The organism is Bacillus sp. NMCN1, assembly GCF_002998085.1.
Lineage (GTDB): Bacteria > Bacillota > Bacilli > Bacillales > Bacillaceae > Bacillus.
Genome location: NZ_PVQL01000001.1, coordinates 1,475,671 through 1,490,230, shown reverse-complemented (window position 1 = coordinate 1,490,230; position 14,560 = coordinate 1,475,671). Strand labels below are relative to the sequence as shown.

Annotated in this window: 9 protein-coding genes; 5 read left to right on the top strand and 4 right to left on the bottom strand. The window is 40.5% G+C overall.

Annotated features, from left to right (window positions below; translation table 11 throughout):
- The first annotated feature begins 55 nt into the window (after window positions 1-55).
- Together C6W21_RS07940 and C6W21_RS07935 are read left to right on the top strand one after the other, a co-directional pair.
- Complete coding sequence (locus C6W21_RS07940; RefSeq protein WP_106049907.1) at window positions 56-1,096, top strand: 2,3-butanediol dehydrogenase; 1,041 nt, start codon at window positions 56-58, stop codon at window positions 1,094-1,096.
- A 129-nt stretch (window positions 1,097-1,225) separates the two neighbouring features.
- Window positions 1,226-2,056, top strand: a complete 831-nt coding sequence (locus C6W21_RS07935; protein ID WP_106056084.1) for a manganese catalase — start codon at window positions 1,226-1,228, stop codon at window positions 2,054-2,056.
- A 36-nt stretch (window positions 2,057-2,092) separates the two neighbouring features.
- On the opposite strand, the gene C6W21_RS07930 is transcribed toward C6W21_RS07935, so the two are convergent.
- From C6W21_RS07930 to C6W21_RS07915, 4 genes are read right to left on the bottom strand one after another with little or no spacing between them, the layout of a single operon-like run.
- Window positions 2,093-2,806, bottom strand: a complete 714-nt coding sequence (locus C6W21_RS07930; RefSeq protein ID WP_106056082.1) for an amino acid ABC transporter permease — start codon at window positions 2,804-2,806, stop codon at window positions 2,093-2,095.
- 12 nt (window positions 2,807-2,818) lie between these two features.
- Window positions 2,819-3,517 (bottom strand): amino acid ABC transporter permease, encoded by a 699-nt coding sequence (locus C6W21_RS07925; protein WP_106056080.1) that lies wholly within the window; start codon window positions 3,515-3,517, stop codon window positions 2,819-2,821.
- On the bottom strand, window positions 3,514-4,374 hold the full coding sequence (locus C6W21_RS07920; protein ID WP_106056078.1) for an amino acid ABC transporter substrate-binding protein: 861 nt from the start codon (window positions 4,372-4,374) through the stop codon (window positions 3,514-3,516). The genes C6W21_RS07925 and C6W21_RS07920 overlap by 4 nt, the downstream gene beginning before the upstream one ends.
- Window positions 4,371-5,135 carry an amino acid ABC transporter ATP-binding protein gene (locus C6W21_RS07915; protein WP_189318154.1) on the bottom strand — a complete coding sequence of 255 codons (765 nt, stop codon included), beginning with the start codon at window positions 5,133-5,135 and terminating at the stop codon, window positions 4,371-4,373. The genes C6W21_RS07920 and C6W21_RS07915 overlap by 4 nt, the downstream gene beginning before the upstream one ends.
- 144 nt (window positions 5,136-5,279) lie before the next feature.
- Between C6W21_RS07915 and C6W21_RS07910 the strand changes: the two genes are divergently transcribed.
- The 3 genes from C6W21_RS07910 to C6W21_RS07900 all read left to right on the top strand — a co-directional run bounded on the left by C6W21_RS07910 (window position 5,280) and on the right by C6W21_RS07900 (window position 14,557).
- Complete coding sequence (locus C6W21_RS07910) at window positions 5,280-6,464, top strand: acyl-CoA dehydrogenase family protein (protein ID WP_106056076.1); 1,185 nt, start codon at window positions 5,280-5,282, stop codon at window positions 6,462-6,464.
- 101 nt (window positions 6,465-6,565) lie between these two features.
- On the top strand, window positions 6,566-7,354 hold the full coding sequence (gene blaBPU / locus C6W21_RS07905; protein ID WP_106056212.1) for a BPU family class D beta-lactamase: 789 nt from the start codon (window positions 6,566-6,568) through the stop codon (window positions 7,352-7,354).
- Between the two features lie 168 nt (window positions 7,355-7,522).
- Window positions 7,523-14,557, top strand: a complete 7,035-nt coding sequence (locus C6W21_RS07900; RefSeq protein WP_106049900.1) for a DNRLRE domain-containing protein — start codon at window positions 7,523-7,525, stop codon at window positions 14,555-14,557.
- The last annotated feature ends 3 nt before the right edge of the window (window positions 14,558-14,560 follow it).

Here is a 14,560-nt window from a genome sequence, read left to right as displayed (position 1 = left end):
ATGTTATGATTATTTAAGTAAGTTAATCAAATTGATGAGAAAAGGAGTCTTACACATGAAAGCACTACGCTGGCACGATCAAAAGGACATTCGACTAGAGGAAATTGACGAACCAACAGTTGCTCCAGGAAAAGTGAAACTAAAAGTAAAATGGTGCGGCATTTGTGGTAGTGATTTACATGAATATTTAGGAGGACCGATCTTCATTCCAGTGAATGAACCTCATCCACTTACAAAAGAAAAAGCACCCGTTACGCTGGGACACGAGTTCTCTGGTGAGGTTGTTGAAGTAGGAGAAGGCGTGAGCAATTACAAAGTAGGCGACCGAGTGGTTGTTGAGCCTATTTTTGCGACTCACGGACATCAAGGTGCTTACAACTTAGATGAAAACATGGGCTTTTTAGGACTTGCCGGAGGCGGCGGTGGATTCTCTGAATATGTATCTGTCGATGAAGAATTACTTCATTTATTACCAGACGAAATTTCATATGAGCAAGGGGCACTTGTAGAGCCTTCAGCAGTTGCTTTATATGCGGTTCGTTCTAGTAAGGTACAAGCTGGCGATACAGCGGCTGTGTTTGGCTGCGGACCAATTGGCTTACTTGTTATTGAAGCATTAAAAGCAGCTGGTGCTACTGATATTTACGCAGTAGAATTATCTAAAGAACGCCAAGAAAAAGCTAAAGAGCTTGGAGCGATCATTGTTGATCCTTCTCAATATGAAGATGTTGTTCAAGAAATCGCACGCCGTACAAACGGTGGCGTCGATGTTTCTTTTGAAGTGACAGGTGTACCTGTTGTATTGAAGCAAGCAATCCAATCAACTAGAATTTCAGGTGAAACAGTCATTGTGAGCATTTGGGAAAAAGGCGCAGAAATTCTGCCAAATGACATTGTCATTAAAGAACGTACAGTCAAAGGAATTATCGGCTACAGAGACGTATTCCCATCTGTATTAAACTTAATGAGAAAAGGCTATTTCTCTGCAGATACGCTCGTCACGAAAAAAATCAAACTGGACGATGTGATTGAGGATGGTTTCCATGCATTAATCAATGAAAAAGATCAAGTGAAAATTTTAGTTAGTGCTGAATAAGTAGGATGACAAAGGGAGTGGCATAGGCCATTCTCTTTTTTTTGTGCACATGTTCTGCTCTTTTTCATAAAGAGGCCTGACGTTGAATAGTGATAAGTGAAAAGATGTTTTGGTAAGGGAGATGACATCATGTTTTATCACATCAAAGAACTGCAATATGAAGCAAAGCCCTCAAAGCCTGATCCAGTTTATGCAAAAAAATTGCAAGAGGTTTTAGGCGGTCAATATGGTGAAATCAGCGTCATGATGCAATATTTATTTCAAGGCTTTAATTGCCGCGCAGATCAAAAATATAGGGATTTATTATTTGACGTGGGAACAGAGGAAATTGGTCATGTCGAAATGCTGGCGACGATGATCGCACGTTTACTAGATGATGCACCGGTTAAGGAACAAGAAGAGGCGTACCAAAGTGATCCAGCACTTGCAGCTGTCATGGGCGGAATGAATTCTCAGCATGCGATTGTTGCCGGTTTAGGAGCTATGGCAGCGGATAGTCAAGGGTATCCGTGGAATGCCAAGTATATCATTGCTAGCGGAAATTTAATGGCTGATTTTAGAGCTAATTTAAATGCAGAATCACAAGGGAGGCTTCAGGTCACAAGGCTCTACGAAATGACGGATGATCGCGGCGTGAAGGATATGCTTTCTTTTCTTATAGCTCGTGATACATATCATCAAAATATGTGGCTTGCGGCCATTAAAGAATTAGAAGAACGAGAAGGGGACGTCGTCGTACCAACCACTTTCCCGCGCTCACTAGAAAAACAGCAAGTATCCTATGATCTGTTTAACTTCTCAAGAGGAGAGGCAAGCAAGGAAGGCAGATGGGCACATGGCCGAAGCATGGATGGAAAAGGGGAGTTCAGATATATATCTGCACCAGTCGTGTTCGGTTCCGCACCAAAACTAAAGCCCGCACCAAAGGAACTGTTTAACACACCGAAAAAAGGCGAATAAAAAAGCCGATCAGGTATTTGAGCCTGATCGGCTTTTTTAACGTCCGAGAGATCTTCCATACACGCTGACACGTTTCTCTAACAAGGCAAAAGCGACTTCAAAGAAAATGCTCAGCAGCCAATAGATTAAAGCAGAGATAAGGTACGTTTCTAAAAACTGATAGCCATCGTTCGCAATGATCCGGGAAATCCCCATGATTTCAAGTACCCCAATCGTAAACGAAAGAGAGGTGGCTTTTAATAGCTGAATGAGTTGATTGCCTAGATTCGGTAAGGCGACCACAAAGGCCTGCGGCAAAATAATGCGCATCATCGCCTGGCGCGTCGTCATACCCACAATTTTTGCCGCTTCAAGCTGCCCTTTGTCTACCGCAAGGAGGGCACTCCGAACGACCTCTGTTAAATGGGCGGCTGAATGGAGGCTGAAGGTCATGAGGGCAACAGCTAATGGGGAGACCATATCTGGATGAAAAGTCAGCCCGAATGTATCGCTCACTTTGGTTAGAACAAAAGGAAGTCCATAAAAGAAAGCGAACAACTGAACAATAAGAGGCGTTCCTCTAAAAAAGGAGACATAGAGTGTCACAAGCTGCCTAAGCACAGGGATGCGAAAGAGACGAATGAAAGCAAAAACAGATCCAATTAAAAGGCTCACAGCCATGGAAACGAGTGCAATCAATAATGTAAAAGGAACGCCTTTTAGAATATGAGGTACTTGGTCAATCGCAAATGGAATATCAATGGTTTGCATCAAATCGCCTCCTTAACGTGACAGGCTAGTACGGCCTTTTACAAATTTCCTTTCAAGCAGCATGGTGATCAGTTCAATGCTCATACAAATGAGCCAATACACAATCGCAATAATTACGTACACTTCAAACATGCCGATTCCGTAATTATTCCCTAAAATGATCTTCACCTGTCCCATGATATCAATGAGTCCGATTGTAAAGGCAATCGCTGTGTCTTTCACGAGATCAATGGTGTAATTTCCGAGGTTTGGCAGTGCAATGAGAAAGGCCTGCGGGATAATGATCCTGATCAAGGCCTGTGTATCTGTCATCCCAACAATGTAGGCGGCCTCCAGCTGATCCTTCCCAACAGACGAATACGCACTGCGAAAGACTTCAGATAAATAAGCGCCCGTATGTAAAGAAAACGTCATCATCACAAATAACACACGATCCCAATGATTGATTTGAATCCCCGCCACAAGTAAAAGCTGAGGCAGTCCAAAATAAATCAAGAAAAGCTGAACAATTAAAGGCGTACTTCGTGTAAAAGATAAATAAATAACAGCCAATTGCTTCAGTACAGCGATTTGTTTGATACGAATGAAAGCAAATAGCAACCCGATGATGATAGCAAAAAACAAAGACACCGTAATAATGAGAAAAGTGAGTGGCAGGCGTTCAAGCACCTGCAAAAAGATGCGCAGCCAATCTCCAGCTGTAAACGTCATGACGCTTCCTTCCTTTCTTCATTTTGATCCCCTTGCTCAGAGATGTCATCAATATCTTGAAAGAAATCGACACCAAACCACTTTTTCGCCAGCTTAGGCAGTGTTCCATCATCAATCATCTCTTGTGTGATCCGGTCCAAATCTGCTGCAAGCTGCTTCTCGCTTGGCTGTAAGACAAGATAGATAGGCTCCTTTGACACAATGCCGCCAACTTTGACCTTTAGGTTCAAATGCTTTTGAATGGTATCAAAGGTTGAAATGTTCATAAATGCTGCATCGGACCGTCCGCTTTCAACACGCTTTAAGTTGAGTTCATTTGAAGGACTTTCAATGGTCGTCAGCGCAATATTCGGATCATGCTCTTTATTATATTGATTTAATATCGAACGCAAGCCTCCGCTAGGACTGACAGGAGCCAGTTTTTTAGATGTCATATCGTCAAGCGATCGAATCTCCTTGTCTGATTCATTCACAATTAAACCTGTCATCGAATAGCCATACGGGACCTTAGGGTAAAGGAAACGTTTTTCACGTTCAGGGTTACTAAAAAACCAATTAGCCGCCATTTCAAACTTCCCTGCGCCTACACCAATTAAATTCGATTCTTCCTCGCCAAAAATGTAATCAAAATGTACATAGGGGAGCCTCTTTTCCACTTCATTTAAATAATCAATGTTATAGCCAATCGGTTCGTTTCGATCATTTGTTGCTAAAAAGGGTGGATTGACCTCTGCACTCAGTGCGACTTTTACAATTTTTCTACCATCATCTGTCGTGGTTTTCACACTGCTGCAGCCCATCAGAGAGAGAAGAAGCAGAAGGACACCAGACATCATGAATGCTGTCTTTTGCTTCATTTGTCTTTCTCCGATCCTTGCCACATGCCGCGATGAATTCTTGATAAAAATTGTTTCGTTCGTTCATGCTGTGGCTTCAACAGGACGTCTTCTGGTGAGCCTTTTTCAACGATTTCGCCATCTGCCATAAAGATCACCGTATCCGCCACGTCCTTTGCAAAAGAAATTTCATGCGTCACAATGACCATCGTCATCCCTTGGCTCGCAATATCTTTCATCATTTCAAGAATTTCTCCTATCATCTCTGGGTCCAGTGCCGACGTAGGTTCATCAAACAAAAGGACTGAAGGGTTCATCGCAAGAGCGCGGGCTATGCCAATTCGCTGCTGCTGACCGCCAGATAATTCACTCGGAAATGCCTCTTTTTTATGCAGCAGTCCAATCCGCGCTAAAAATTGCTCTCCGACTTTTTCTGCTTCTTTCTTAGACATGTTTTGAGACACAATCAATCCTTCTGTAATATTTTCAAGTGCTCGTTTATTCTGAAACAAGTGATAATGCTGAAACACCATGGAAGATTGCTGCCTGAGTTTTAGAAGATCTTTTTTATGATATTGTTCAAATTGAATTGTGGCTTCACCAACTGTCAGCTCTCCTTTGTCTGGAATATCTAGGCTGTTTAAGCTGCGAAGAAGTGTTGTTTTTCCAGATCCACTCGGTCCAATAATGGCGACCACTTCACCTTCTTGTACGGTGAAATCAATGCCTTTTAACACATGGGTCTGCCCATAAGATTTATGTAGATTAGTAGCTGAGATCATAAAAGCATCACGTTCCTTTGACAGATGTACTTAATATTGATAAAATTTAACACATTAAATCCTATAAGTAAAGTGTGTTTTATTTATTCCGATTGGAAAAATCAGATATGATAGATTGTGAGAAACAGAGGAGTTGGATACGTTTTGTCTAAAGCATTATTTGTCGATACCGATTTTCAAAAAACATGGCTCAATCAACTAGAATCTCTTCGTGAAACGATCGAACAAACGGCAAAAGAACATGATGAAGGCGCTTATTTTCCTGAAAAAAATATTGAATCATTAGTAGAAATGGGCTATACGACGTTGTCTCTCCCTGCTGAATACGGGGGCGGAGGTCAATCTGTCACGGATATGGTTCTGTTTCAAGAAACGCTTGGTAGCATGGACGGAGCGACTGCCTTATCGATCGGCTGGCATCAAGGGGTTGTAGGCGAAATCTACGAAAAGAAACAATGGAATGAGAAGCAGCTACAATTTTTTGCGGAAGAAGTGAAGAAGGGTGCCCTTGTTAACCGTGCGGTGAGCGAGGCGCAGACAGGCAGTCCAACAAGAGGGGGAAAGCCTGGGACAACAGCCACTAGATCAGGTGATGAGTGGATCATCAATGGACGTAAAATTTTCACAACGATGTCACCAGCGCTTACATACTTTTTAGTCGGCGTATGGATCGAAGAAAAAGAGGCGATGGGTTTCTTCTTAATTCATCGTGAGACAGAAGGTGTTTCAATAGAAGAAACGTGGAATGTTGTGGGCATGAGAGGAACAGAAAGCCATGATTTAATCTTAGATCAGGTTAAGGTCTCAAATGACATGCTTGTTGAGGTGCAAAAAGGGCCACGGGGTGGTACGCTAAATCCTTGGATTGCACACATTCCTTCCTGCTATTTAGGGATTGCGCAAGCGGCAAGAGACTATGCTGTTCAGTATGCCATCACCCACTCACCGAACAGCATCAGCGGAACGATTAGTGATCTGCCAAATGTCCAAACACTTATTGGTGAAATCGACTTACTATTAAAGCAAGCACGCCACGTCATCTACTCAACGACGACATTGTATGAAAAGCCGGAGAAAAGAGAGCTGTTAATCAATGAATTCGGCGCTGTGAAACATACAGTCGTCAATCACAGTCTGCAAGTTGTCGATAAAGCCATGCGTTTAGTCGGTGCGAAAAGCTTAAGCCTTGACTGTCCACTGCAGCGTTACTATCGAGATATTCGGGCCGGGCTCCATAACCCGCCAATGGACGATATGACGATTTCAAAAATCGCGAAGCAAGCCATTGAAGAAAAAAAGACAGCTAGTATAGAGCAGAAAGCCGGGTGAACCGGCTTTTTTCTTTGAAAGAAAAGAGGACAAGCGTACCTTATATCTCATCGCTCAACATGCTACAATCAATGGAAATCATGGGAAAGGGAGCGGTTGTCCTGAAGAAAAAGTATATAAAATGGCTCATTACTGGCATGATGCTAATGACACTTTGTATAAGCCAGCCTTCATCAACTGAGGGAGCATCACCAGCGTGGTCAGTAGATGAATTCTTGAAAGACCGGGAAGGCACGTTTGTAATTCAAGAAGTAAAAGAAAAGTCCCCTTGGATGTATAACAAAAAAAGAGCGAAAGAGCGCTTTGCACCTCAATCGACATTTAAGGTGGCAAATGCCTTAATCGGACTTCAAACAGGCGCAGTGAGAGATGAATACGACATCAAATATTGGGATGGCGTAAAAAGAGAGATTGACAACTGGAATAGAGATCATACATTAGGATCTGGGATGAGAGATTCAGTCGTCTGGTACTATCAAGCCATGGCCCGTGACATCGGTGAAGAACGCATGAGTCATTGGGTGAAAGCCATTCATTATGGGAACGAAGATATATCTGGCGGAATCGATCAATTTTGGTTAAGCAGTACGTTACGTATTTCTCCAGTCGAACAAGTTCGTTTTCTCAAACAGCTATATGAAGAGACTCTTCCATTTGACCTAAAGAACATGAGAACAGTCAAACGAATGATGGTACAAGAAGAAGAGAAACACGCCACCCTATACGGAAAAACAGGCTCGGGATCAGGCATCGGCTGGTACGTAGGTTTTATCAAACATGAAAACAAAACCTACATCTTTGCCACAAATATCAAAGGCACAGGCATAGAAGCAAAAGACATCACCTATCGCATTTTGAAAAAATATCATTTGATGGAAGCATCCGTTTAGGGTGCTTTTTTATATGCAAAAAAGGGGATATATTGATAAGTTGATGATATATGGATTAGTTTGAAAGAATGATATATTTATAGAAATATATTGAAGTATCATTTCGAATGTATTATTATATATGGCGTAATGTTACAAATGTTACAAATATATGATAAGGAGATTAATATGAACCTAAAAAGTAAAGTGAATTGGAAAAGAAATATTGCAGCACTACTAGCGTTTGTGATGCTTTTATCAATGTTACCTTCTGACATTTTTGCGGAAGAACATGACAAAAATACAAAATCAAGTCATAACAGCTTAGAAGAGTTAGGTGATTCAAAGGCTCTGGAAATGGCAGGCATTGACGAAGATGAAATTGGAAAAGATGGAGAAGTTTTTTCAGAAAGAACAGAAAACAGCAAGCTTTTTTATGAAGGAGAGGGTGTATTTACACAAGAGGTATATCCTGATCCTATTCATATTAAAGAGGCTCCAGATGCTGAATGGGAGGACATCTCTCCAGAATTAAAGACGATCTCGAAAAAAGAAATAGAAACAGAAAATGCAAAGTTAGAATCAACTTTTCAAAAACAAATGCAGCTTGGATTATATGCCACATTTGAACACAAGAAGCATCAAATGGATTTTTCAATTTTAAAAGCTTCAGGGAAAAACAAATCAGAAATCAATTCCAAAGATACCTCTGCACAATTTAAAGAGAACACCAACGAGCTTACATATGAAGAGGTATTTCCAAATATAGATTTACGATCATTCACCTTTAATGAAAACATCAAGGAAGATATTGTACTCAATCAATATGATGGCTACAATTCATTTACATTTAAACTAAAGACAGATCTAACTGGGGAAATTGAGGAAGACGGTTCTATTACATTTTATGATCAGAAAAAACGGACCATTTTTCAAGTTCCAAAACCGTTTATGACGGATTCTAATTTAGATGAAAAGTCAGGTGAAGTGGCTCGCTCAGAAGATGTGAGCTTTAAATTAGAAAAAGAAGACGATGGCTATTTACTTCATGTGACAGCAGATGAAAAATGGCTCAAAGATCCTGAACGAGTTTATCCTGTGTCTATCGATCCTTCGACTTCTTTATCTGTATCAGCAGACACATTTATCATGAGTAAGTACCCAACAACAAATTATTCATCCTCTACGCAAAAATGGGATGCTAAACTTAAAAGTTATGTACTCAAAACTGGTTATTACGATAAAACAACTGGTACAAACTATGCGTTCATGAAGTTTAACTCATTCAAACCGATTCAAAATATGAATGTAACAAAAGCGACGCTTAAAACGTATGTTGCTCACTCATATTACGGGACGAAGGCTACTGGTCTTTGGCTGGATACAGTGAATGCCAACTATGATCATACAAAACTAACGTGGAACAATAAACCAAGCTCCAAAAACATCGGCAAAGCCAATGTATATAAAGGACAATGGGCGAGTTATAATGTGACATCAACCATCAAAGCTTGGAATAGTGGAACAGCTAACTATGGCTTTAAATTACATGCAAATGGGAATGGGCAAGATCATTGGAAAAAAATAATCTCATCAACAAACTCAACCAATAAGCCAGTCATTGAAGTAACGTATACCATTCCACAGGCAAATGCACCAACTGTAAAAGGTTTTAGTAATGGGAATGGTACGGGCTACTTCAATTTAAGTTGGAAAAAGGTAGCTGGCGCAAAAGGCTACAAAGTGTGGCTATACAACGGAAAAGAGTATGAAGCGATTTCAGTTGGAAATGTAGCATCATGGAGCACAAAAGGAAAGAATATATGGCCAACAGCGAGCGAGATAGTAGCAAAAAAATATAAACTTCATTTAGACGGAAAAGGTGGAACTGAATTAGCAGTTGATCCTTCCCCGGTTTACAAAAACTCAGGCGGCAACTATGCGGCGAGTAAAAATTATTGGGTAGCTGTAAGTGCGATTTTTGACCAAGGTGAAGGCGCAATGTCAGCAAAAGTAAAACCTGTCGTGCCGAATGTGGCTAGAGCGAAAGCACCTAGTACAAAAGGATTCAATAATAACAACGCAACAGGTTACTTTGAGCTTTCATGGAATTCAGTTTCCGGTGCGATCGGTTATAAAATACAAATGTTTAATGGGAAAAGCTATGAGACATTGGATCTTGGGAATCAAACTTCATGGTCAACAAAAGGGAAAAAAGTATGGCCGACAGCTGCTGAGATCAAAGCAGGTAAATATGCATTGCACCTCCAAGATGGAAAAGGGGCAGAGCTTCCAATTCATCCTGGTGCGACTTACAAAAATGCTGGAGGAGATGCGGCTCAAAAACATTATTCCTTCAGAGTGATTGCCTATAATAAAGATGGAGAAGCCATTGCTTCACCGCCAGCTGGACCAACTTTACCTGATTTATCTAGACCGAAAGCTTTATCTGGATATGCTTATACCAATACAAAAGAGAGCCAAACAGGTTATTTCAATTTACATTGGGACAAAGTGAAAAATGCAAAAGGATATAAAATTAACATCTATAACGGTAAGGCATATCAATCATTTGATGTGGGTGATGTCGATCACTGGACAACACAAAACAAGAATATTTGGCCGACTCCTACTGAAGTTAAAAGTGGGAAATATGTGCTTCATACAGATGGAAAGGGCGGAGAATTAGCGCTAGACCCATCACCAGTATATGAAAATGCAAATGGAAATTATAAAGGACGCAAGAACTACTCCTTTACCCTTTCCGCCTACGATGCAAATGGAGAAACCATTCCGACACCAGCCTTTAACCCGACATTCCATGAAGGGGCCGAATTCCTTGGAACAGAGGATTACTGGTCGATTATTGATATACCAGACGGCCAGCTGAATGGTGCAACTGGGAATGTGATTGTCAGTGAAGAAGAAATGTCGATTGATGGAAGAGGACCAGGGCTTGGAATTGGTCGAACGTACAATAGTTTAGATGCAGCTGACCACCTGTTTGGTCAAGGGTGGTACACAGATGTAGAAACGAGTATCACGCCAACAAAAGAAGGTGTCATCTATCTTGATGAAGATGCCACAACTCATGTTTTTACAAAAAAAGCAGATGGTACGTATCAACCACCAACAGGTATTTTCCTTGAATTAACGGAATCAAAAGATGAATACATGTTAAAAACGAAGGATCAAACCTTTGCACACTTTAGTAAAAACGGTGGGAAAATCACCAAGGTTGTAGATGGACATAAAAATACAACGACATACAAATATAACGAAAACAATCAGCTCACTTCAATAGAAGATGCATCTGGCCGAAAAATAACAATGGATTATGATGAAGATGGTCATATCATCTCGGTTCAAGGACCAAAAGGGAAAAAGCTTTCATATGAGTATGATGCAGGTTTACTAACGAAAGTCATAGATTCAGATGGAACAAGTATCTCATATGAATACGATAAAGAAGGCAGATTGATTAAACAATTCTCTCAAAACAGTACAAAAGATCAGCCTGTTTTTACAGAATATCAATATGAAAATCATCGTTTAGTCAAGGCAATCAATGCAAAAAAAGAAACCTTTGAGTATGCATATGATATGTCTAAAAAGACACTCATGCTGACGCAGCCAAACGGTCGGAAAATACAGTATACGTATAACGAAGCAGCCAATCCAATTCAAGTTGTAGATGATGCGGAAGGTTTGAAGATTACGACCAAAACCAAATATGAAGGAAATCAAATTGTTGAAGAAGCTGACCCGAATGATGTAGAAAAAGGGAAAGCTACAGAAAGCTATTCGTATGATAAGAACGGCAATGTTATTCAAGCAAAAGATGCTTATGGCACTGAAACCTACGAATATAACAAAAATAATGATGTCACTAAAGTGAAAGATACAGAAGGAGATATCACAGATATCGCCTATGATGGATTAGATGCTGTATCTGAAACGGATCAAAGTGGAAATATGTCTTCAGCAAGTATTTATGACTCGTACGGGAATTTGGTACAAACGAGTAAAGAACTTGCTGCAGGTGCGAGTATATTAAAAAATGGCAGTTTTGAAGATACGCTAACTGGCTGGAAGCTTACAGCATCTAAGGATGACGGGAAATTAGCGCAAACAGCTGGAAAAAGTGGTCCGTTATCTGGCGGCAGAGTATTAGAGGTCAGTTCACAGTCGACAACTGAAGGAACAGAACTTGGCTATTCTTCTGCTACTCAAGAAGTGACACTAGAGCCAAATACGACGTATACACTGAGTGGAAAAATAAAGACAGAGCTAACGAAAGCAAGAGCATTTTTTAACATCGATTTAAGAGATACAAACAACAAGCGAATTCAATGGATCAGCAACGGCTACAGCACATTATCAGGCAAAAACGATTGGACAAAACGCCAAGTCACGTTCACGACGCCATCTCATGCAGGCAAAGCTGTGATCTATATGGAAGTGGATCATCGAGATAAGGCTGGAAAAGGAAAAGCCTGGTTCGATGAGATTCAGCTAGAAAAAGGCGAAGTTTCATCAAGTTATAATCCAGTCAAAAATAATTCCTTTACCGATAAAACAACAAGCTGGAGCGGAACAAGTGGTTCATTAGATAATGAAGAAGGCTTTAACGATGACGTTTCGTTAAAAATGACCAGAACCTCTTCATCTCAAGCGAATGTCATCTATAAACAATCTGTACCGATTGAACAAAGTGCGAATAATCAATCTGTGTATGTCACATTGACTGGGATGTCTAAGGCTGAAAATGTCAAAGCCTCAAATGAAAATGACTACTCACTTCAAGCGTCCGTTACGTATACAGATGGCACAACAGGAACGTTTAATGCGAAATTCCCAACCGGTACACAAGAGTGGAACCGAGCGGCGGTTGTCATACCAAAAACAAAACCATTGAAAAAAGTCGACGTTCAGATTGTTTTCCAAAAAAGCGCGACTGGAACGGTTTGGTTTGATGATATCCGTCTAGTCGAAGGAAGTCTTTTAACGAAAACCACTTACGACGAAAAAGGGAACTATGCAGTTAAAGAAGAGGATGAGCTTGGTTACTCATCTCAATCTGCCTACGATGAAACAGGCAAAAAACTTTCTGAAACAGATGCGAAAGGCGAAAAAACAACATTCGAATATGACCAGGCTGATCAGCTGAAGAAAATCACTTTATCTAACGGGACATCCATTGTGAGAACGTATGATAAAGAGGGCAATGAACAGTCGAAAACCATTCGTGCAGAGTCAGATCAGACGTATCGATTCGAATACGACCTAATGGGCAAATTGACAAAAACCATTGATCCATTAGGGAATGTGTTGAAAAGTGAATATGATGCGAATAGCAACTTAATCAAAACCATTTCTGCAAATGGGCATGAAGTGTCTCTCACGTATGATGGAACAGACCGAGTGAAATCCAAGTCATACAATGGGACAGAAAAATATCACTTTAGCTATGATAAAAACGGAAACGAAACAACAGTTGTTAACAAAGAACAAAACACAACCAAAAACAGAACGTTCGACCAACAAAACCGCATCACAAAGTTAACAGAGCGTGGCAGCAGCCAAACTTGGACATATCCAGCCAATTCAGACAAACTGAAATCCTTTGAGTGGACACACGGAAATCAAAAAGGAACGAACCAATTCAGTTACAATAAGCTTGATCAAATGACGCAGATGAAGGATTCGAATTCTACGTATTCGTTTGATTATGATGAAAATGGAAATGTTCAGTCCTTTATTACAGGTAACGGCAGTGGTGCTAGCTTTGCTTATGATGAGCGCAACTTAATCAATGATTTGCACATTGGAACAAGCCAAGGGGCAACGATCTTAAACGAAGCTTACGAATATGATCAAAATGGAAACAGAATAACGGTTGATCAAGGAAGCAACGGGAAGATTCGATATGAATATGGAAAATTAGATCAATTGATCAAAGAAGCTCATCCTGATGGCACGGTTATTGAATACACATATGATGGGTTTGGAAACAGAAAAACAGTTACGACTGAAAAAAATGGCACTAAAAAAACAATCAACGCATCATTCAACATCATGAACCAATTGACAAAGGTAAATGATGAGACTTTAACTTATGACAAAAATGGCAACCGAACGTCTGACGGACAATTCCTTTATGAATGGGATGCAGAAGATAACATAACGGCCATCAAGAAAAAAGGCGAAGACAAGCCATTTGTCACTTACAAATATGATGAGCGTGGATATAGAATTCAAAAAACAGTGAATGGAAAAGTCACCAATTACTTTTATGACGGCGACAGCCTGAATGTTTTATACGAAACAGATGGAGACAACGAAGTCACAAAAACATACACATACGGTGAGAGTGGACAACTCCTTGCATTCACGCAAAATGGAAACAAATATTTCTATCACTACAATGCACACGGTGATGTCATTGCCATCACAAATAGTGCAGGAAAAATCGTTGCTCAGTACGAATACGATACATGGGGCGTTCCAACTAAAGTAAAAGAAGATGAAGAAGTAAAAGGAAACCCATATCGCTATGCTGGCTACCGCTTCGACGAAGAAACAGGACTTTACTATCTAATCGCCCGCTACTATGAACCAAAAAATGGCATATTCCTATCACTTGACCCAGACCCAGGAAGTGACGGAGATGCACTAGATCAAAACGGATATACCTATGGAAACAACAACCCAGTCATGAATGTGGACCCAGACGGTCATTGGGTATGGTTAGTTGTCAATGCAGGGTTTGCGGTATATGATGGATACAAAGCTTATAAATCAGGCAAGGGCTGGAAAGGCGCAGCTTTAGCAGCAGCTTCGAATTTTGGACCTGGGAAGGTATTCAAGGTGTTAAAAGTAGTAAAGCGTGCTAAACGATCTTCAAATATTGCCCACAATGCTGCTAGGCATAGCAAATTAAAAGAACATTATAAGCAATCACAAAAATATGGCAAGGCAAAAGTTAGGCATTTATCTGGGGGACGTTACCGTTACTATGGCCACGTAACACCGGCTAAGAAAAAAGGGGAAATGGCGGGCAGAAGAGTAGTAAGAGAATGGAATTATAAAACAGGAAAAAAGAGAACATGGCATGAAACTATTGATCATCGTGGTAAAGTAAGACAAGTAAGACCACAAAATGGTAAAGTTAAAGTGCATTACCGCTTTAACAGTAAAGGTCAGTATATAGGGAAGTGGTAATTT

Bases quoted from the DNA above. Each gene is read 5' to 3' on its own strand.
- C6W21_RS07940 (WP_106049907.1), top strand. From the start codon at position 56: ATGAAAGCACTACGCTGGCACGATCAAAAGGACATTCGACTAGAGGAA.
- C6W21_RS07935 (WP_106056084.1), top strand. From the start codon at position 1,226: ATGTTTTATCACATCAAAGAACTGCAATATGAAGCAAAGCCCTCAAAG.
- C6W21_RS07930 (WP_106056082.1), bottom strand. From the start codon at position 2,806: ATGCAAACCATTGATATTCCATTTGCGATTGACCAAGTACCTCATATT.
- C6W21_RS07925 (WP_106056080.1), bottom strand. From the start codon at position 3,517: ATGACGTTTACAGCTGGAGATTGGCTGCGCATCTTTTTGCAGGTGCTT.
- C6W21_RS07920 (WP_106056078.1), bottom strand. From the start codon at position 4,374: ATGAAGCAAAAGACAGCATTCATGATGTCTGGTGTCCTTCTGCTTCTT.
- C6W21_RS07915 (WP_189318154.1), bottom strand. From the start codon at position 5,135: ATGATCTCAGCTACTAATCTACATAAATCTTATGGGCAGACCCATGTG.
- C6W21_RS07900 (WP_106049900.1), top strand. From the start codon at position 7,523: ATGAACCTAAAAAGTAAAGTGAATTGGAAAAGAAATATTGCAGCACTA.